18 protein-coding genes are annotated in these 17,480 nt (G+C 61.4%); 13 read left to right on the forward strand and 5 right to left on the reverse strand.

All coding sequences use genetic code 11. From position 1 onward, the window contains the following. Positions 1 to 2: 2 nt before the first annotated feature. Genes AB8A33_RS27810 through ccoS form a run of 6 tightly spaced genes read left to right on the forward strand, consistent with a single transcriptional unit; the run spans position 3 to position 4,528 of the window. A complete protein-coding gene (locus AB8A33_RS27810) occupies positions 3 to 185 on the forward strand; it encodes a cbb3-type cytochrome oxidase subunit 3 (protein ID WP_439095705.1) in 183 nt (60 codons plus the stop codon). Next, positions 179 to 1,060 (forward strand): cytochrome-c oxidase, cbb3-type subunit III, encoded by an 882-nt coding sequence (gene ccoP / locus AB8A33_RS27815; RefSeq protein WP_439095706.1) that lies wholly within the window; start codon positions 179 to 181, stop codon positions 1,058 to 1,060. Before AB8A33_RS27810 ends, ccoP begins: the two co-directional genes overlap by 7 nt. Beyond that, positions 1,057 to 1,272, forward strand: a complete 216-nt coding sequence (locus AB8A33_RS27820; RefSeq protein ID WP_439095707.1) for a hypothetical protein — start codon at positions 1,057 to 1,059, stop codon at positions 1,270 to 1,272. The genes ccoP and AB8A33_RS27820 overlap by 4 nt, the downstream gene beginning before the upstream one ends. Positions 1,273 to 1,288: 16 nt before the next feature. Continuing rightward, positions 1,289 to 2,095: a DUF2189 domain-containing protein gene (locus AB8A33_RS27825; RefSeq protein WP_439095708.1), complete on the forward strand. Its 807-nt coding sequence runs from the start codon at positions 1,289 to 1,291 to the stop codon at positions 2,093 to 2,095. A 16-nt stretch (positions 2,096 to 2,111) separates the two neighbouring features. After that, complete coding sequence (locus AB8A33_RS27830) at positions 2,112 to 4,376, forward strand: cation-translocating P-type ATPase (protein WP_439095709.1); 2,265 nt, start codon at positions 2,112 to 2,114, stop codon at positions 4,374 to 4,376. Next, entirely contained in the window at positions 4,373 to 4,528 is a 156-nt protein-coding gene (ccoS, locus tag AB8A33_RS27835; protein ID WP_089263381.1) for a cbb3-type cytochrome oxidase assembly protein CcoS, read from the forward strand. The genes AB8A33_RS27830 and ccoS overlap by 4 nt, the downstream gene beginning before the upstream one ends. Before the next feature lie 109 nt (positions 4,529 to 4,637). Here the strand turns inward: ccoS and AB8A33_RS27840 are convergent, their stop codons facing one another. After that, a complete protein-coding gene (locus AB8A33_RS27840) occupies positions 4,638 to 5,951 on the reverse strand; it encodes an MFS transporter (RefSeq protein ID WP_439096087.1) in 1,314 nt (437 codons plus the stop codon). Between the two features lie 199 nt (positions 5,952 to 6,150). Between AB8A33_RS27840 and cyoA the strand changes: the two genes are divergently transcribed. The 7 genes from cyoA (at position 6,151) to AB8A33_RS27875 (ending at position 13,188) form a co-directional block, all read left to right on the forward strand. Beyond that, positions 6,151 to 7,317: a ubiquinol oxidase subunit II gene (gene cyoA, locus AB8A33_RS27845; protein WP_439095710.1), complete on the forward strand. Its 1,167-nt coding sequence runs from the start codon at positions 6,151 to 6,153 to the stop codon at positions 7,315 to 7,317. A gap of 14 nt (positions 7,318 to 7,331) precedes the next feature. Then, entirely contained in the window at positions 7,332 to 9,356 is a 2,025-nt protein-coding gene (gene cyoB, locus AB8A33_RS27850; protein WP_439095711.1) for a cytochrome o ubiquinol oxidase subunit I, read from the forward strand. After that, the gene (gene cyoC, locus AB8A33_RS27855; protein WP_439087213.1) at positions 9,353 to 9,985 is read left to right on the forward strand and encodes a cytochrome o ubiquinol oxidase subunit III; all 633 of its coding nucleotides are present in this window, start codon (positions 9,353 to 9,355) and stop codon (positions 9,983 to 9,985) included. Before cyoB ends, cyoC begins: the two co-directional genes overlap by 4 nt. Then, entirely contained in the window at positions 9,982 to 10,371 is a 390-nt protein-coding gene (gene cyoD / locus AB8A33_RS27860) for a cytochrome o ubiquinol oxidase subunit IV (protein ID WP_439095712.1), read from the forward strand. The genes cyoC and cyoD overlap by 4 nt, the downstream gene beginning before the upstream one ends. Continuing rightward, positions 10,371 to 11,207, forward strand: coding sequence for an SURF1 family protein (locus AB8A33_RS27865; protein WP_439095713.1), 837 nt, complete (start codon positions 10,371 to 10,373; stop codon positions 11,205 to 11,207). The genes cyoD and AB8A33_RS27865 overlap by 1 nt, the downstream gene beginning before the upstream one ends. An 84-nt stretch (positions 11,208 to 11,291) precedes the next feature. Then, the gene (locus AB8A33_RS27870; protein ID WP_439095714.1) at positions 11,292 to 12,665 is read left to right on the forward strand and encodes an ATP-binding protein; all 1,374 of its coding nucleotides are present in this window, start codon (positions 11,292 to 11,294) and stop codon (positions 12,663 to 12,665) included. Further along, positions 12,655 to 13,188: a response regulator transcription factor gene (locus tag AB8A33_RS27875; protein WP_089263395.1), complete on the forward strand. Its 534-nt coding sequence runs from the start codon at positions 12,655 to 12,657 to the stop codon at positions 13,186 to 13,188. The genes AB8A33_RS27870 and AB8A33_RS27875 overlap by 11 nt, the downstream gene beginning before the upstream one ends. Before the next feature lie 39 nt (positions 13,189 to 13,227). On the opposite strand, the gene AB8A33_RS27880 is transcribed toward AB8A33_RS27875, so the two are convergent. The 4 genes from AB8A33_RS27880 to AB8A33_RS27895 are packed head-to-tail and all read right to left on the reverse strand — an operon-like array spanning position 13,228 to position 17,365. Then, the gene (locus AB8A33_RS27880) at positions 13,228 to 14,667 is read right to left on the reverse strand and encodes an amidohydrolase family protein (RefSeq protein WP_439095715.1); all 1,440 of its coding nucleotides are present in this window, start codon (positions 14,665 to 14,667) and stop codon (positions 13,228 to 13,230) included. 13 nt (positions 14,668 to 14,680) lie between these two features. Continuing rightward, positions 14,681 to 15,706 carry an ABC transporter substrate-binding protein gene (locus tag AB8A33_RS27885; protein WP_439095716.1) on the reverse strand — a complete coding sequence of 342 codons (1,026 nt, stop codon included), beginning with the start codon at positions 15,704 to 15,706 and terminating at the stop codon, positions 14,681 to 14,683. 27 nt (positions 15,707 to 15,733) lie between these two features. Further along, positions 15,734 to 16,507 (reverse strand): ABC transporter permease, encoded by a 774-nt coding sequence (locus AB8A33_RS27890; protein ID WP_439095717.1) that lies wholly within the window; start codon positions 16,505 to 16,507, stop codon positions 15,734 to 15,736. 3 nt (positions 16,508 to 16,510) lie between these two features. Then, positions 16,511 to 17,365: an ABC transporter ATP-binding protein gene (locus AB8A33_RS27895; protein ID WP_439095718.1), complete on the reverse strand. Its 855-nt coding sequence runs from the start codon at positions 17,363 to 17,365 to the stop codon at positions 16,511 to 16,513. Positions 17,366 to 17,480: the final 115 nt, after the last annotated feature.

Genomic DNA, 17,480 nt, shown 5'->3' on the forward strand with positions numbered 1-17,480 from the left:
CGATGGAGCATGAGGCCACCGTCTGGTTCGCGAAGTCCTTCGGACTGTTTTACCTGATCGCCATGTCGATCGGCGTGGTGGTTTACGCCTACTGGCCCAAGAACAAGACGTCGTTCGACTGTGCAGCGCAGTCGATCCTCGATCCATCCGTCGAGGACAAGCCATACGAGGCGAAGCGATGGTAGTAGAGGAACGCGATCCCGTCTCCGGCTATCTCACCACCGGCCACGAGTGGAACGGCATCAAGGAGTTGAACACGCCGGTGCCGCGTGCGGTGATCTTCTTTCTATGGGTTACGTTTCTGTATTCGGTCGTGTACTGGATTCTGATGCCGGCCTGGCCGCTGGGCGTGACCTATACCAAGGGCCTGCTTGGGATCGACCAGCGCAATATCGTTGCGGAGCAGCTCAAGGATGCGGCCGCAGAGCGCGCCAAATGGAGCAAGCTGATCGAGACCGAAAGCTTCGAAGCTATCCAGGCCGATCCGAAGTTGATGAAAATCGTGCGGCAGACCGGTGCGACGTTGTTCGGCGATAATTGCGCCGCCTGTCATGGCCGCACCGCCGAGGGCGGTAGCGGCTTTCCAACGCTGGTGTCGCAGGCCTTTCTCTGGGGCGGTACGCCCGACGCGATCGCCGAGACGATCCGCGTCGGCATCAACTCGCCGCACAAGGATTCGCGGACATCGCAGATGCCGGCCTTCGGCCGTGACGGGATGCTGAAGCGCGAGCAGATCGACGATGTCGTCGACTATGTTCGCAGCCTGTCGAACCCTGCCGTCGCCAAGGTGATCGCGCCCGCGAAGCTCGCCAGCGGCAAAGCGGTGTTCACCGACAATTGCGTCGCCTGCCACGGCGAGAACGCGACCGGCAATATCGAACTCGGGGCGCCGAACCTGCGCGACAATTTCTGGATCTATAGCGGCGACGCCCAGTCGGTCTTCACGACTGTCTGGGGTGGCCGGCAAGGTCACATGCCGAGCTGGGATTCGCGGTTGTCGGCGCTCGATCGCAAGATTCTCGCGCTCTATCTCGTCAACCTCAGGACTGCCGGGCCATGAGTGCAGCAGCGATGAAGCAGGTCAACGCGAAGTTCTGGATCTGGATGGCGGTTGCTGCCGGTCTGCTGCTGGTGCTGATGGCCAATGCGCATATGGTCTATGTGGCGTTCTCGTCGCAGCCTGACTGTATCGATCACGTCAAGCGCGGTGCCAGTGTCGCGGAAGCCGGCAAATTCAGTGCGGCGTCCTCGTCATGCACGCCGCGTCATTGAGATTGCGAGGTCGAAGATGAATCTTCCAGCCGTTGCTCCTCCGCTGCCACCCTCGGTCTCGTGGAACCGCCATATCGCCCCATCCGTCGCCTTTGACTGGCTCAAAGCCGGCTGGCGCGATCTGACAATTATCCCGTCGGTGAGCCTCAGCTATGGCGTGCTGGTTTTCGCGGTCTCGGTCGTGCTGGTCGGCGGGCTGTTCGCTTTCGGCTGGGACTACATCCTGTTTCCGGCCTTTGCCGGCTTCATGGTGGTCGGGCCGGTGCTCGCCATCGGGCTCTATGAGAAGAGTCGCCGGATCGCCGCCCATGAGCGGGTGTCACTATTGCAGATGATTCTCGTCCGGCCGAAGTCAGGCGGCCAGGTGCTGTTCGCGGGCCTCTTGTTGGGCTCGCTGATGCTGGTCTGGATCCGCGCCGCGGTGATCATCTACGCGCTGTTTTTCGGCATGAACCCGTTTCCCGGCCTCGATGGTGTCGCAGCCATGCTGTTCACCACACCCGTCGGCTGGGCGATGCTGATCGCCGGCACCGCGGTCGGCGGCATCTTTGCGGCATTCTCCTTTGCGATCAGCGTGTTCGCCATTCCCATGCTGCTCAACGAACGCGTCGATGCGCTCACCGCCATGGGCACCAGCATGGGGATGGTTTGGGCCAATCTGCCGGTCATGCTGACCTGGGCGGGAATCGCGCTGGCTTTGTTCTTGATCAATGTCATGACTGGCTTGCTCGGTATGATTGTCGTGTTTCCCGTGCTCGGTCACGGGACATGGCACGCCTATGTGGCGATGAGGCCAGGTGTCGAAGAGCCTGCCTCGCATTGAGAAAACGAGGTCTCCGATGAGTTGCTGTGGCTCAGGAGCAGAATTGGCAATGCTGGCGGCGCCGGATCCGCGCGAGGTGTTGCTGGCCAGCCGCACCATCGTCGGCGGTTTGAGGCAGACCGATCTCTCGGTGCCGGACGTTCACTGCGGCGCCTGTATTCGCACGGTCGAACAAGCGCTCGGTGCGCTCGACGGCGTGACTTGGGCACGGGTGAATCTCTCGACCAAACGCGTCACTATCAAATGGCGCGCCGATGCCGCGCCGCCGTCGTTCATCGAAACGCTGCGCAAAGTCGGCTATGAGGCGCATCTGTTCGAGGTCGATAGCGATGCCAGGGACACGACACTGTCGGAACTGATCCGTGCGCTGGCGGTATCGGGTTTTGCGGCGAGCAATATCATGCTGCTGTCGGTGTCGGTGTGGTCCGGTGCCGAGCCCGCGACGCGCGATCTGTTCCACGGCATTTCTGCACTGATCGCGTTGCCGACGCTGATCTATTCCGGCCGGGTATTCTTTCGCTCGGCCTGGCAGGCACTGCGTCACGGTCGCACCAATATGGATGTGCCGATATCGCTCGGCGTACTGCTGGCCTTCGGCATGAGCCTCTATGAGACGGCGACTCATGGACCGCACGCGTATTTCGATGCCTCCGTGACGCTACTGTTCTTCCTGCTGATTGGCCGCACCCTCGATCACATGATGCGCGAACGTGCTCGCGTTGCAGTGAAGGGGCTCGCGCGTCTGGCGGCACGCGGCGCGCTGGTTCTGCAGAGTGATGGTGCGCAGATCTATCTGCCGGTCGGCGAAATCACGCCAGGTATGACCATCATACTCGCTGCCGGCGAGCGCGTGCCGGTCGATTCGCAGGTCACCAAAGGTTTGTCCGAGCTAGATGTTTCGCTGGTCACCGGCGAGAGCGTGCCGCAGCCGGCACTGCCGGGGTCGATCCTGCGCGCCGGCACATTGAATCTGACGGGGCCGCTGACGATTACCGCCACAGCTTCCGCCAACGATTCGTTCCTCGCCGAGATGCTGCGGATGATGGAAGCCGCGGAGCAGGGCCGTTCGGTCTATCGCCGCATCGCCGATCGCGCGGCGGGGCTCTATGCACCGGTGGTGCACCTCACGGCAGCGATCACGCTGGCGGGCTGGATGTTTGTCGAAGGCGACTGGCACCATGCCATCACCATTGCGGTCGCAGTGCTGATCATCACCTGTCCCTGCGCACTTGGTCTTGCCGTGCCGATGGTCCAGGTGGTCGCCGCGCGGCGACTGTTCGAGAATGGTATTATGATCAAGGATGGCGGCGCGCTGGAGCGCCTTGCCGAGGTCGATACGGTGGTGTTCGACAAGACCGGCACGCTGACGCTCGGCAATCCGCGCGTCGTCAATGCGGACATGATCGCGCCCGCGACGTTGGCGCTGGCCGGCGCGGTCGCCGCATATTCGCGGCATCCTTATTCGCGCGCGCTCGCTGCGGCCGTTCCGACGGCACAGGCCCCGATTGCGTTCGATGACGTCTCCGAACATCCGGGCTGCGGCATGGAAGCGCGTCTCGGCGGCAGCGTGCTGCGTCTCGGTCGGCCCGAATGGGCCCTCGCCGATACCAGCAACATGGATCTCGACGGCTCCTCCGTGGTGCTGTCGCGCGATGGACAATGCGTAGCGGATTTCCGCTTCGAGGATCGATTGCGTACGGGCGCGGCTGAAACGGTCGACGACTTGAAGCGCGACGGACTGGCTGTCGAGGTCGTCTCGGGCGATCGTGAGACGCCCGTGCGGACGCTCGCCGCCGGAATGGGCGTGTCATATTTCGCAGGTGTGCTGCCGGGTGGGAAAGCGGCGCATGTGGCCGAGCTGGCATCCGCCGGCAAGAAGGTGCTGATGGTTGGCGACGGCCTCAATGACACGCCGGCGCTGATGGCCGCGCATGCGTCGATGGCGCCGGCATCGGCTGCCGATGTCGGGCGCAACGCCGCAGATCTTGTCTTCCTGCGCGAAGATCTGTCGGCCGTGTCGCAAGCAATCGCGGTCTCGCGCGAGGCCGGGCATCTGGTCCGGCAGAATCTCGCGCTGGCGGTCGGCTACAATCTCATTGCGGTGCCGATCGCGATCATGGGTCACGTCACGCCGTTGGTTGCCGCGATTGCGATGTCTGGTTCGTCCATCGTGGTGGTGGCTAACGCGCTGCGGCTGCGTGGCCGCGGCAAGTCCGACAAGCCTCAGGGCGCAAGCGCATCAACACCGCAGATATCAGTCAGAATGGAGCCGGCGGAATGACGGACTATTTCTATCTGATCCCGATCGCCATCGGGCTGGGTCTTTGCGGCCTAGCGGCGTTCCTGTGGTCGTTGAAGTCAGGTCAGTATGACGATCTGCAGGGCGCCGCCGAACGCATCCTGCATCAAGACGATGTGCCACTGTCGCACTAGAGCGCTTTCGCGCGAAGGAATGCCGGTTCGCGCTGAGAAATGTGCAGACAAAAAGAAAGGGCCTCGGTTTTGATCAGAACCGAGGCCCTTTCTCTAACGGTAATGTTGCTTACGGCTGGATCGCCGACGCGTCGCGGCTGGCGAACTGACGGTTGATCGAAATCGCAAGCAGGGTCATGACCGCACCTGACAGCAGATAGACGCCCGACGAGGGCAGGCCGAAGCGGCTCGACATCACCAGCGCCACGAACGGGGCAAAACCGGCGCCGAACAGCCAGGCAAGGTCCGTGGTGAGCGCCGAACCCGTATAGCGGAAGCGCTTCGAGAAGCTCGATGCGACCGAGCCCGATGACTGACCGAGCGACAGGCCGAGCAGAATGAAGCCGGTCACCATGAAGGCCAATTCGCCAACGATGCCGCCGTCCAGCATCTGAGGTGCGAAGCCGCTGAACACGGCGATGGCAATCGCCGAACCGGTCAGCAACGTGCGGCGGCCGACCTTGTCGGCGACATAGCCTGAAACGATCATGGCGATGATGCCGAACACGGCGCCGATACACTCGACGAGCAGGAAGCGTCCGGGGGCTTCGCGGGTGAACAGGAATACCCATGAGAGCGGAAACACCGTGACCATGTGGAACAGTGCGAAGCTCGCCAGGGGTGCGAAGGCGCCGATCACAACGGTGCGGCCCTGTTGGGCGATGGTCTCGGTGACCGAGGACGGCTCGAGTTCACGGGCTTCGAACAGCGCCGTGTAGCCCGGCGTCACCACCATGCGCAGACGTGCGAACAGCGCGACGACGTTGATGGCGAAAGCGACGAAGAACGGATAGCGCCAACCCCAGTCGAGGAAGTCTTCAGCGGACAGGGTATGGACGAAGAAGGCGAACAGCGCGCTGGCCACCAGCAAACCGATCGGCGCACCGAGCTGCGGGATCATGGCGTACCAGCCCTTCTTGCCCTCAGGCGCATTCAGCGCCAGCAGCGAAGCAAGACCGTCCCATGTGCCGCCCCAGGAAATGCCTTGGCCGATACGTGCGGCGGCCAGCAGCCAGGCCGATGCAACGCCAATCGATTCGTAACCGGGCAGGAAGGCGATGGCGACGGTGGCAACACCGAGCAGGAACAGCGCGATGGTCAGCTTCGCGCCCTTGCCCTGGCTGCGGTCGATGGCCGTGAAAAGCATCGTGCCGATCGGGCGGGCGATGAAGGCCAGCGCAAAGATCGCAAAGGAATAGAGAGTGCCGGTCAACGGATCGAGATAGGGGAAGACGAGCTTCGGGAACACCAGCACCGAGGCGATCGCATAGACGAAGAAGTCGAAGAACTCGGAAGTTCGGCCGATGATGACGCCGATGGCGATCTCGCCCGGGTTGACCTCGCCGTGGCCATCCGCGTGCAAAAGGCGCGCGTCCCGTTCCATCGTCGATGACGTCTGCGCCATTTTTTCTATCCGTCGGTGGTGTGTTGAAAGTAATGCAATCGACGCCCAAAGGGCGACGCGAGGCTAACGATTTGTCGTGAACAGCGTCTCCGGACCATTGGACAAATTGTCCAATGTTGCCCTGCAGCAAATGCGCCTAACCGTGCGCGTGAACCGTCACTATGAAATAGGTAACACCTTGAGCCGCCTACGGATCCTTCTCTTGCTGCCCTTGGTTGCCTTGCTGGGCGGATGCAATTTCGTTGTGATGAATCCCGCGGGTGACATCGCAGTGCAGCAGCGCGATCTCGTGGTGATCTCCACCGTATTGATGCTGCTGATCATCGTGCCGGTGATGGCGCTGATCGTGTTCTTTGCCTGGAAGTACCGGCAGTCAAACACCGCCGCCAAATACGAGCCGGACTGGGATCACTCAACCCACCTCGAGTTGGTCATCTGGTCGATGCCCCTCCTCATCATCATTTGTCTCGGCGCTGTGACCTGGTCCAGCACCCATCTGCTCGACCCGTATCGCAGACTGGACCGGATTGCGCCCGGCAATGCTGCGAGCCTCAACGAGCCGCTGCAGGTGGAAGTCGTCGCGCTCGACTGGAAGTGGTTGTTCTTCTATCCGGACTACGGCATCGCGACGGTCAATGAACTGGCTGCGCCGGTCGATCGTCCGGTGCGCTTCAAGATCACTGCCTCGTCGGTGATGAACTCCTTCTATATCCCCGCGCTCGCCGGCCAGATCTATGCGATGCCCGGTATGGAAACCAAGCTGCACGCGGTCGTCAACAAGCCCGGTGTTTATGACGGCTTCTCGGCGAACTATAGCGGCGCCGGCTTCTCCGGCATGCGCTTCAAGTTCCATGGCGTCGATCAGGCTGGCTTTGATGCCTGGGTCGCGAAGGTCAAGGCGAGCAATGAGACGTTGAGCCGCGAGGCCTATCTGGAGCTCGAAAAGCCCAGCGAGAACGTGCCGGTTCGTCTCTACAAGGACGTCGCGCCTGACCTCTACAAGGCGATCCTCAACATGTGCGCCCAGCCCGGCAAGATGTGCATGAGTGAGATGATGGCGATGGACGCGAAGGGTGGCCTCGGCCTCGCCAGTGCCCGCAACATCCTGCCGCTGAAGTACAATGTCTCGATGCTCGACGGCTCCAGCTCGACCAAGAACTACGTCGCCAGCGTCTGCACCCTTGCCGAGGCCGCACGCGAAGCAGCCGATCACCGCTCGACGACGACTCCACTCGACCCGACGCCGGTCACCGGTGCCGGTCTCGCGCGCCCGGGTGCCGCCCCCGCGCCGTTCAATTTCACGCCTGCGCCGCCGCCTGCCGAGCGGCGCGCTTCCAACACCTGATCGGGTCGATCTAAATGTCTGATACAGCCGCACTGGCAAATACCGGGCTTGCGAAGTTCATCTTCGGCCGCCTGACGCTTGAGTCGTTTCCCTATCATGAGCCGATTCTGGTCGCGACTTTCGCGATGGTCGCACTCGGCGGCATCGCGCTGCTCGGCGCGCTGACCTATTTCAAGCTCTGGGGCTATCTCTGGAAGGAGTGGTTCACCAGCGTGGACCACAAGAAGATCGGCATCATGTATATGGTGCTGGGCATCGTCATGCTGCTGCGCGGTTTCGCCGACGCGATCATGATGCGCGCCCAGCAGGCCATGGCCTTCAACGGCTCCGACGGCTTCCTGCCCGCCCATCACTACGATCAGGTGTTCACGGCGCATGGCGTGATCATGATCTTCTTCGTGGCGATGCCGCTGGTCACCGGCCTGATGAACTATATCGTGCCGCTGCAGATCGGTGCGCGCGACGTGTCGTTCCCATTCCTGAACAATTTCAGCTTCTGGATGACGACCGGCGGCGCCATCCTTGTCATGATGTCGCTGTTCGTCGGTGAATTCGCCAAGACCGGCTGGCTGGCTTATCCGCCGCTTTCGAATATCGGCTACAGTCCGGATGTCGGCGTCGACTATTATATCTGGGCGCTACAGGTCGCCGGTGTCGGCACGACGCTATCGGGCATCAACCTGATCGCAACCATCGTGAAGATGCGCGCGCCGGGCATGACCATGATGAAGATGCCGATCTTCACCTGGACCTCGCTCTGCACCAACGTCCTGATCGTCGCGTCCTTCCCGATCCTGACCGCCGTGCTCGCGCTGCTGTCGCTGGATCGTTACGTCGGCACCAACTTCTTCACGAACGACCTCGGCGGCAACCCGATGATGTATGTGAACCTGATCTGGATCTGGGGCCATCCGGAAGTTTACATCCTGATCCTGCCGCTGTTCGGCGTGTTCTCGGAAGTGACCTCGACCTTCTCGGGCAAGAAGCTGTTCGGCTACACCTCGATGGTTTACGCCACGCTGGTCATCACGATCCTGTCCTATCTCGTCTGGCTGCATCACTTCTTCACCATGGGCTCGGGCGCCAGCGTGAATTCCTTCTTCGGCATCACGACGATGATCATCTCGATCCCAACGGGGGCCAAGATATTCAACTGGCTGTTCACGATGTATCGCGGCCGCATCCGGTTCGAACTGCCGATGATGTGGACGATCGCCTTCATGCTGACCTTTGTGATCGGCGGCATGACCGGCGTTCTGCTCGCAGTGCCGCCGGCCGACTTCGTGCTGCATAATAGCCTGTTTCTGATCGCCCACTTCCACAATGTGATCATCGGCGGCGTGGTGTTCGGCATCTTCGCGGCCATCAACTTCTGGTTCCCGAAGGCCTTCGGCTTCAAGCTCGATCAGTTCTGGGGCAAGGTCTCGTTCTGGGGTTGGGTCCTCGGCTTCTACTTCGCCTTCATGCCGCTCTATGTGCTTGGTTTGATGGGCGTCACCCGCCGCCTGCGCACCTTCGACGATCCGTCGCTGCAGATCTGGTTCATCATCGCAGCGTTTGGTGCGGTTCTGATCGCCATCGGCATCGGTGCTTTCCTCGTTCAGATCGCCGTCAGCATCTGGAACCGCGAGAAGCTGCGCGATACCACGGGCGATCCCTGGAACGGGCGTACGCTGGAATGGGCAACGTCGTCGCCGCCGCCGGATTACAATTTCGCCTTCACCCCGGTCATTCACGACAATGACTCGTGGTGGGATATGAAGCGCCGCGGCTATACACGTCCGCTGGAAGGTTTCCGGCCGATCCACATGCCGAAGAACACCGGTACCGGCGTGATCCTCTCTGTCCTGGCTACCGCGATGGGCTTCGCTCTGATCTGGTACATCTGGTGGCTCGCGGCCCTGAGCTTCATTGCCATCGTCGGCGTCGCGATCTTCCACACCTTCAACTACAACCGTGACTTCCACATCCCGGTGGAGGACGTCATCCGTACCGAAGGCGAGCGTACGAAACTTCTCGCAGTACAGGCCGCGTCATGAACGTACCGACCCAAACGATAAACGGCACTGAAGTCCCGGTCTTCTACGTCGTCGACGAACACGATCATCCGGCCGGTTCCAGCACCATGCTGGGCTTCTGGCTCTACCTGATGAGCGATTGCCTCATCTTCGCGATGCTGTTCGCCACCTTCGGCGTACTCGGCGGCAGCTATGCTGCGGGACCCGGGCCGAAGGATCTGTTCGACCTCAACCTGGTCGCGCTCAACACCGCGATGCTGCTGTTCTCGTCGATCACCTACGGCTTCGCGATGCTGGAGATGATGAAGGGCAGAGTGAAGTCGACCCAGATGTGGCTCGGCATCACCGGCCTGTTCGGCCTCGCATTCCTCTGCATCGAACTTTACGAATTCCATCACATGATCCACGAAGGTGCTGGCCCCTGGCGGAGCGCCTTCCTGTCGTCCTTCTTTACGCTGGTCGGCACCCACGGTCTGCACGTCACCTTCGGCATCATCTGGCTGGTCACGCTGATGGTGCAGGTTGCCCGGTTCGGCCTGATCGAGGCGAACCAGCGCCGGCTGATGTGCCTGAGCATGTTCTGGCATTTCCTCGACGTCGTCTGGATCGGCGTCTTCACCTTTGTTTATCTGCTGGGAGTCCTGCGATGAGCGCCGATGCACATGCCGCGCACGGACATGGTCACGATGACCACGGCCACGATGATGGCCGCGACCATGGTTCGTTCAAGTCGTATATGACCGGCTTCGTCCTCTCGGTCATCCTTACCGCCATTCCGTTCTGGCTGGTGATGACGGGTGCGATCGAGAACAAGAACTGGACCATCGCGATCGTCGTTGCGTTCGCTGTGGTGCAGATCGTGGTTCACATGATCTACTTCTTGCACATGAATACGACGTCGGATGCCGGCTGGACCATGATGGCGCTGATCTTCACGATCATCATCGTCGTGATTGCGCTGAGCGGTTCGCTCTGGGTGATGTACCACCTCAACGTCAACATGATGCCAGTTCACGACATGAGGAATATGCCCTGATGGCCATGGCGCGCGCCAACGACGGGATCGTCGTGGGCCGCCCGGCCAGACAGGAGTCGTCTGAATCGAAAATGGAATCCGGGCGGTCGCGACGTAGCGCGACGACCCTCACGGTGCTGGGTCTGCTGGTACTGCTCGGTATCGCGGGATTGACCGCGCTGGGCATCTGGCAGGTCGAACGCCGGGCCTGGAAACTGGATCTGATCGCACGTGTCGATCAGCGCAGCCACGCCGCGCCCGAAGCTGCACCCGGGCCTGCGGCGTGGCTTGCGATCAATCGCAACGACGATGAATATCGTCGCATCAGCGTTACCGGGCGGTTCGTGCCGGGCGCCGATACTCTGGTGCAGGCCGTCTCGGATCTCGGCGCCGGTTTCTGGGTGCTGACGCCGCTGCGCGCCGAGGCCGGCTACACCGTGCTGGTGAACCGGGGTTTCGTCAGCGCGGACGAGCGCAAAGCCGGCGCATTCGCAGCGCCCGCGACGCCGGTGTCGGTAACCGGGCTGCTGCGAGTCACCGAACCGAAGGGCGGGTTCCTGCGCTCAAATGATCCCGCTGCCCAGCGCTGGTATTCCCGCGACGTCGAGGCTATTGCCGCTAGCGAGAAGCTTGGCGGGCTGCGATTGCAGGATGTCGCACCCTATTTTATCGATGCCAATGCCGCGCTGGACGCACCGGGGCAGCCCCATGGCGCCCTGACCGTGATTGCCTTCCCGAACAACCACGTGGTCTATGCCATCACCTGGTTCGGCCTCGCTTTGATGCTGGCCGGCGGTGCCCTGTTCGTCGCCCGCGACGAGTGGCGGATTCGGAAAAAATCACTACCTCGCGTATGACGTCACAGATGATGCCCTGGCCCGATTGAGGCCGGCCGATCAAGCTGACGGGACCAGATGCCGGGTTTGGGAGCAGAGAGCAACGTGGGGACACAAGACGTCACTGGCGTCAGTGCAGTGGCCCCGTCGCCTATTGACGCTGCGGGGGCAACCAAACCTGCTGCGTTCTCGGCTTTACCGCTCGACGAAACCACCAATATCAAGAACATCAATCTGCTGATCCAGTTGCGCTGGATCGCAGTGGTCGGGCAAGTCCTGACCATCGGCTTCGTGCATCTGGTGATGGGCATCGCGCTGCCGTGGATGGCCATGGTGGCGGTGCTGTGCGGCTCGGTATTCCTCAATGTCATCAGCCAGGAGTGGCTGCGCCAGCAGACCGACGCGCGTGACCGCGAACTGCTTCTGCTTCTGCTGCTCGACGTGGCGGCGCTAACGGGGCAGCTCTATCTGAGTGGTGGCGCGACAAATCCGTTCGTGTCGCTCTATCTGCTGCAGGTGACGCTCGGAGCAATGCTGCTGAACGGTCGCTCGACCTGGGTTGTGGTCGTTGTCGCCTGTCTGTGCTTCGCCGGGCTGATTGTGTTTCATCGCCCGCTGGAGCTACCGGACGCGCTGCGTGACAACCTCTTCCAGTTGCACATTATAGGCATGCTGATCTGCTTCGTGCTGGATGCAGCGCTGATCGTCGTTTTCATGACGCGCATCGCACAAAACCTGCGCGAGCGGGACGAGGGTCTCGCAGCGCTGCGCCAGCAAGCCGCGGAGGAAGATCATATCGTGCGCATGGGCCTGCTCGCCTCTGGGGCCGCGCATGAGCTTGGTACGCCGCTGGCATCGCTGTCGGTCATCCTCAGCGACTGGCGCCGCATGCCGGCGCTGGCCAAGGATCCTGAATTGATGGAAGAGATCGCTGAAATGCAGGCCGATGTACAGCGCTGCAAGTCGATCGTCACCGGCATCCTGATGTCTGCGGGTGATATGCGCGGTGAAGCGCCTGCCGTCACATCCGTGCACGATTTCTTCAGTGAGCTGGTTGAGGAATGGCGCATCGCGCGCTCAAGCAGAACGCTGGTCTATGAGAACCGGTTTGGCGAGGATATGCCGATCGTTTCGGATTCCGCGTTGAAGCAGATGATTTTCAATGTGCTCGACAATGCGAATGAAGTATCGCCGCTCTGGATCCGTCTTGCCATCGAGCGCGATGGAGACCAACTGGTGCTGAAGGTCAGCGACATGGGGCCGGGTTTCGCCAAGGAGATGCTGGCGAATCTTGGAAAACCCTACAATTCAAGCAAGGGCCAGTCCGGGCGCGGGCTCGGTCTGTTTCTGGTGGTCAATGCCGTCCGCAAACTGGGCGGCGCGGTGGTGGCGGAGAATCGTCCCGTGGGCGGCGCCCTCGTGTCGTTGTCGCTGCCACTGTCCGCCCTCGCGATTGGAGCGCGCAAACATGTCGGATGAACGTCTGCTGATCATTGTCGAGGACGACGAGGGTTTCGCGCGCACGCTAAAGCGCTCGTTCGAGCGTCGCGGTTACACCGTGCTGCATTCCGAGGGCTTCGAGACCTTGACCGAGGTGCTCGGCGACAAGGTGCCCGGCTATGCGGTGGTCGATCTCAAGCTCGGTGGAGCCTCGGGTCTGGCCTGTGTCGAGGCGCTGCATGCGCTGAGCCCTGAGATGCTGATCGTGGTGCTCACCGGCTATGCCAGCATCGCCACGGCGGTGGAGGCGATCAAGCTCGGCGCGTGTCATTACCTCGCCAAGCCCTCGAACACCGACGACATCGAGGAAGCCTTCCAGAAAGCGACCGGCGATGTGCAGGTGGCGCTCACGGAGCGCCCGACCTCGATCAAGACGCTGGAATGGGAGCGCATTCACCAGACGCTGGTGGAAAGCGACTTCAACATCTCCGAGACGGCGCGTCGTCTTGGCATGCATCGTCGTACGCTAGCGCGAAAGCTTGAAAAGCGTCAGGTGAACTGAAGCGGCTCGGTGTTCAGTGAGCTGGTAACATCCCTGCTGCTAGCAACACCCCTGTTGCCGGAACCAGTGCGATACGGCGCTTTCGAACGGCGCCCAGGCACGTTCGAACGCCTTGAATTGCGGCACGCTCTTGCGATAGAGCCCACGCAACTCGGTCTCCATGGCCTCCAGATCGACGCCGGTTGGCTTGCCATCGCGGCTGATGGTGCGGCCGTTGACGACGACATCGCGAATGCAGCTTGAATTGCCGCGCGCAAACAGCATGTCGATCGGATCGACCGGCATGATGGCATCGCGGTCGAGCTGGCCGATATCGAGGGTCACGAAATCCGCGACCTCTCCGGTCGTGAGTGTGCCCGGGCCGGGCGCGCCAATCGATCTGCGGCCGTTGCGGATGGCGAGTGCGAGAAACTCTGCCCGACTCCAGGTGCGGTCGAAGCCGAGCCCATCATGGGCCATCTGCACGAGGCGCATTTCGCGGATCGCATCGTCGTCTTCGTCGAGGGCAACGCCGTCGATGCCGACGGCAATAGGGCAGCCGCGGCGATGGGCATCGGCAATCGGTGCGAGGCCGGAATGCAGATGCAGATTGGAGCTGAAATTCGTCACGATGGTCGCGCCGGACTCGGCGATCATGTCGAGTTCGTCCGGCCGCGCATGAATGCAATGCGCCAGCGTCAGCCGGTTCGACAGCAAGCCGATATTCTTGAGGAAGCGCACCATACCGTCGGGAAAGGCGCGGTCGGCCCATTGCCGCTGATAGATGGTCTCGAGCAGATGCATATGGACGCGCCGGCCGGTAGCGGCAGAGCGTTCGGCGATGGCTTCGAGCAGCGCGGGGGAACACCACTGCACGCCCGCCGGTCCAAATTGTACATCGACCATCCGTCCGGCAATCGCGGCGTGAATCGCTTCGACGCGGTCAAGATATTCGGCCGGTGTCGGGCCCGGACGAATGAACATGTCCTGGATCGTACTCCGGTCGTCCTTGGGCAATGCGGCAAGTACGTCTGCGCCGTCGCCATAGACGATTGGATTCTGGTCGCGCACGGCCAGCGCAAAGGCTAGCCGGATGCCAACATCGTTGGCGGCTTTTGCGATCGCGATCGACTCGTCGAGGATCGGCATTTTGCCGCTCGGGCGGGTGTAATGGATCATCGCTCCGCCGCAGCCTGCGCGTGCCGAGCGGGCGAGCGAGACGGCGGCGGCGAGATAGGGATCGGGCGGCGTGCCGAAGGCGGAGCGTGCGATCCATGATTCCAGCGGCATATTAGATGCGCCGAAGGATGTCATGGATGGTCGCGCGTGGTCGTGGGCATTGACCAATGCTGGGATGACCAAATGGTTCGTCTGCGGCGAAATGCTTGCGCCGGCCGAGACGTTCGTGATCAGGCCATCCGCATAATGGATGCTCGCCTGAGGCACGAGGCCCCGATCTGTGCCGGTGAAGATATTCGTCGCAGATGTAACCTGGGTCATGCCACGTGCCTGCTTAGTTCGCCGTATAGACCAGTTCGCGATCCCCACGGGCCGGCAGGAACTCGCGGGAGAAGATTTCCTTCGGGGTCGGCGTGCGCTTCAGGTCGTAACCTTCCACGACCATGCCGATGGCGCGGGTCATGCGGTCATCCTTGATGTCGCCGACGCCGATTTCCTTCATTTCGGGCGAAACCATCAGCTTATCGAAGGAATATTGCAGACGGCGCTTCTCGACGGGGACATCGACCAGATTGTCGAAGGCAACGACTGAGGCCATGCCGGCGTTCTGATCCTTGGCGACGGCGATGTTGGCCTTGTTGATGGCTCGGACCAGACCCGCGACGGCTTTCGGATTTGATGCCAGCAGCTTCTGCGACACCATCACGCCGTTGGAATACAGGTCGAGGCCGAACTCACCGAACGAGAACCACTTGTAGTCCTTTTCGGGATCCTGACGGTTGAGGACGAGGTTAAAGTAGCTGGTGATGTTGAAGACTAGCGCGGCGTCGATGTCGCCCTTGATCAGCATCGGCTCCTGCAGGTTGGGAGCCATGTTGGTGACCTTGATCTTGTCGCCGGCGAGGCCGTTCTTCTGGATGAAGACTGGCAGCAGGCGCGTCGTCGGCGTGCCCTGCGCGCCGCCCAGCGTGCGTCCTTCGAAATCCTTGATCGTCTTGATGCCGCTGGTGTTCTTGGTGACGATCGAGAAGGGAGGCTGATTCCACATCATATAGACCATCACGGGCGCGTCAGCAGGGCGCGTCGATGAGTTCTGGATGATAGCATTGACGTCGCCGAAGCCGGCATCCCAGGCGCCGGACATGATGCGCGTCACGGTCGCGCCGGAGCCTTCGCCCTGATCGATAACGACGTTCAGGCCTTCTTCCTTGAAGTAGCCTTTGTCCTTCGCATAGAAAAATGCCGCGTCGCTGCCCTGGGTTTTCCAGCCCAGCGTGAACTTGATGGTCGTCTCCTGAGCGAAGGCGGAGCCTGTAAGCAGGACACTGCCGACTGCGAGGGCGGTCAATCTCTTCAACATGACGTTCTCCTGGTTGGTGTGAGGTGATTAGGTTGCGACGAGATCGTTCTTGCGTGTGGCCCAGCCGGTCACGCGCGCTTCGATCAGAGAAAAAATGACGTAGAGTGCCACGCCGAGGATCGCGAGAATGAACAGGCAGGCGAAGACGAGCGGCACATTGAAGTTCGACGATGCACTCATCATCACATTGCCGATGCCGCGATTGGACGCGACGGTCTCGGCCAGCACAGCGCCGACGAACGCGTAGCTGACGGCGACTTTCAGCGAGGCGAAGAAGAACGGCATGGTGCGCGGCAGGCCGACATTCCAGAGAATGTCCATCTTGCTGGCGCCGAGTGCCTTCAGCACGTCCTCCAGTTCCGGCTCGGTGGTGGCTAGGCCGGTTGCGATGTTGACGACGATGGGGAAGAAGCAGATCGACAGCGCGGTGAGAATTGCGGGCACGGAGCCGGAGCCGAACCATAATACGAAGATCGGCACCACTGCCACTTTCGGAATCGACGAGAAGCCGACCAACAGCGGATAGGCGGTGTCATAAGCGACTTTCGAGACGCCGATGACCGCGCCCAGCACCACGCCGAGACCGACGCCAAGGACGAAGCCGGCCATGGTCGTGCCGAGGGTCTGCAGAATATGCGGCCACAGGATCGGGAAGCGCGCGATCAGCGTCGCAATGATTTCCGTCGGACGCGGAAGAACCAGATCCGACACGCCCGACATGATACAAAATAACTGCCATCCCACGAAGAAGATGACGATCAGTCCGAACGACCAGAGTTTTTGACGCAGGCCTACACTCATGACCTATTCCTCCTGCGCTTCGGGAGCGTTGCTCCGGGCATTGACGATGAGTTCACGCAGACGCTGGTTGAGTGCGACGAAGTCCGGCTCGAAGGTCATCGGAATGGTGCGTGGGCGGGCGAAGTCCACGCGGCTGTCGTCGAGGATGCGGCCTGGCCGTGCGCTCATCACGCAGATGCGGCTGGCGAGGAAACCGGCTTCGCGGAGGTCATGCGTGACCAGCAGCACCGTCGGTTTGTGTTGCAGCCAGAGGCTCTGCAGAATCGACCAGAGTTCTTCCTTGGTGAATTGGTCGAGTGCGCCGAACGGCTCGTCGAGCAGCAGCATGCGCGGTTCATGAATCAGGGCACGGCAGAGATTTGCCCGCTGCAGCATGCCTCCGGAGAGCTGCCACGGATACTTCTTGCCGAAATCCTTGAGGCCCACTTGCGCCAGAAGCGCGTGTGCCTTGTCGAGAAACGCGCCTTTGCGCTGCTGTCGGTACTGCGACCGGAACGGCTCCACGATCTTGAGCGGAAGCATGATGTTCCGCTCAATGGTCAGCCAGGGCAGCATGGTTGGGTTCTGGAACGCCATGCCGATCCGCAATGCCTTGGCTGCGACCTCACGCCCGCCGACGATCACGACGCCGGTGGTGGGGCGGAGCAGATTACTGACGAGCTTGAGGATCGTCGACTTGCCGCAGCCAGAGGGGCCGACAAGGGCGAGGAATTCGCCGTCGGGAATACTAAGGTTGGTCTCCGCAAGCGCCGGCGTGGCGGTCGGGCCGCGGCCGAACGTTACCGAGGTCGCAGACAGTTCAATGGCGGTCGGTCTGCGTTGGCTCTCGGCGGGCCCATTTTCTTGCATACTTGTCATGGCGATAAGTGCATGCAATTGGGGTGCCACTTGAGTCCGGGGCGAAACGTTGTCATTTTACGTTCGCTCGCCATTCCATGCGGAATTATTGGGCAGCCACTCTCCTCGATTGCAT

This window comes from Tardiphaga sp. 813_E8_N1_3 (assembly GCF_051811025.1).
Taxonomy (GTDB): Bacteria; Pseudomonadota; Alphaproteobacteria; order Rhizobiales; family Xanthobacteraceae; genus Tardiphaga.

What these genes read in the sequence shown, in the direction of transcription:
- AB8A33_RS27810 (WP_439095705.1), top strand. Translation starts at nt 3, where the DNA reads ATGGAGCATGAGGCCACCGTCTGGTTCGCGAAGTCCTTCGGACTGTTT.
- ccoP (WP_439095706.1), top strand. Translation starts at nt 179, where the DNA reads ATGGTAGTAGAGGAACGCGATCCCGTCTCCGGCTATCTCACCACCGGC.
- AB8A33_RS27820 (WP_439095707.1), top strand. Translation starts at nt 1,057, where the DNA reads ATGAGTGCAGCAGCGATGAAGCAGGTCAACGCGAAGTTCTGGATCTGG.
- AB8A33_RS27825 (WP_439095708.1), top strand. Translation starts at nt 1,289, where the DNA reads ATGAATCTTCCAGCCGTTGCTCCTCCGCTGCCACCCTCGGTCTCGTGG.
- AB8A33_RS27830 (WP_439095709.1), top strand. Translation starts at nt 2,112, where the DNA reads ATGAGTTGCTGTGGCTCAGGAGCAGAATTGGCAATGCTGGCGGCGCCG.
- ccoS (WP_089263381.1), top strand. Translation starts at nt 4,373, where the DNA reads ATGACGGACTATTTCTATCTGATCCCGATCGCCATCGGGCTGGGTCTT.
- AB8A33_RS27840 (WP_439096087.1), bottom strand. Translation starts at nt 5,951, where the DNA reads ATGGAACGGGACGCGCGCCTTTTGCACGCGGATGGCCACGGCGAGGTC.
- cyoB (WP_439095711.1), top strand. Translation starts at nt 7,332, where the DNA reads ATGTCTGATACAGCCGCACTGGCAAATACCGGGCTTGCGAAGTTCATC.
- cyoC (WP_439087213.1), top strand. Translation starts at nt 9,353, where the DNA reads ATGAACGTACCGACCCAAACGATAAACGGCACTGAAGTCCCGGTCTTC.
- cyoD (WP_439095712.1), top strand. Translation starts at nt 9,982, where the DNA reads ATGAGCGCCGATGCACATGCCGCGCACGGACATGGTCACGATGACCAC.
- AB8A33_RS27865 (WP_439095713.1), top strand. Translation starts at nt 10,371, where the DNA reads ATGGCCATGGCGCGCGCCAACGACGGGATCGTCGTGGGCCGCCCGGCC.
- AB8A33_RS27875 (WP_089263395.1), top strand. Translation starts at nt 12,655, where the DNA reads ATGTCGGATGAACGTCTGCTGATCATTGTCGAGGACGACGAGGGTTTC.
- AB8A33_RS27880 (WP_439095715.1), bottom strand. Translation starts at nt 14,667, where the DNA reads ATGACCCAGGTTACATCTGCGACGAATATCTTCACCGGCACAGATCGG.
- AB8A33_RS27885 (WP_439095716.1), bottom strand. Translation starts at nt 15,706, where the DNA reads ATGTTGAAGAGATTGACCGCCCTCGCAGTCGGCAGTGTCCTGCTTACA.
- AB8A33_RS27890 (WP_439095717.1), bottom strand. Translation starts at nt 16,507, where the DNA reads ATGAGTGTAGGCCTGCGTCAAAAACTCTGGTCGTTCGGACTGATCGTC.
- AB8A33_RS27895 (WP_439095718.1), bottom strand. Translation starts at nt 17,365, where the DNA reads ATGACAAGTATGCAAGAAAATGGGCCCGCCGAGAGCCAACGCAGACCG.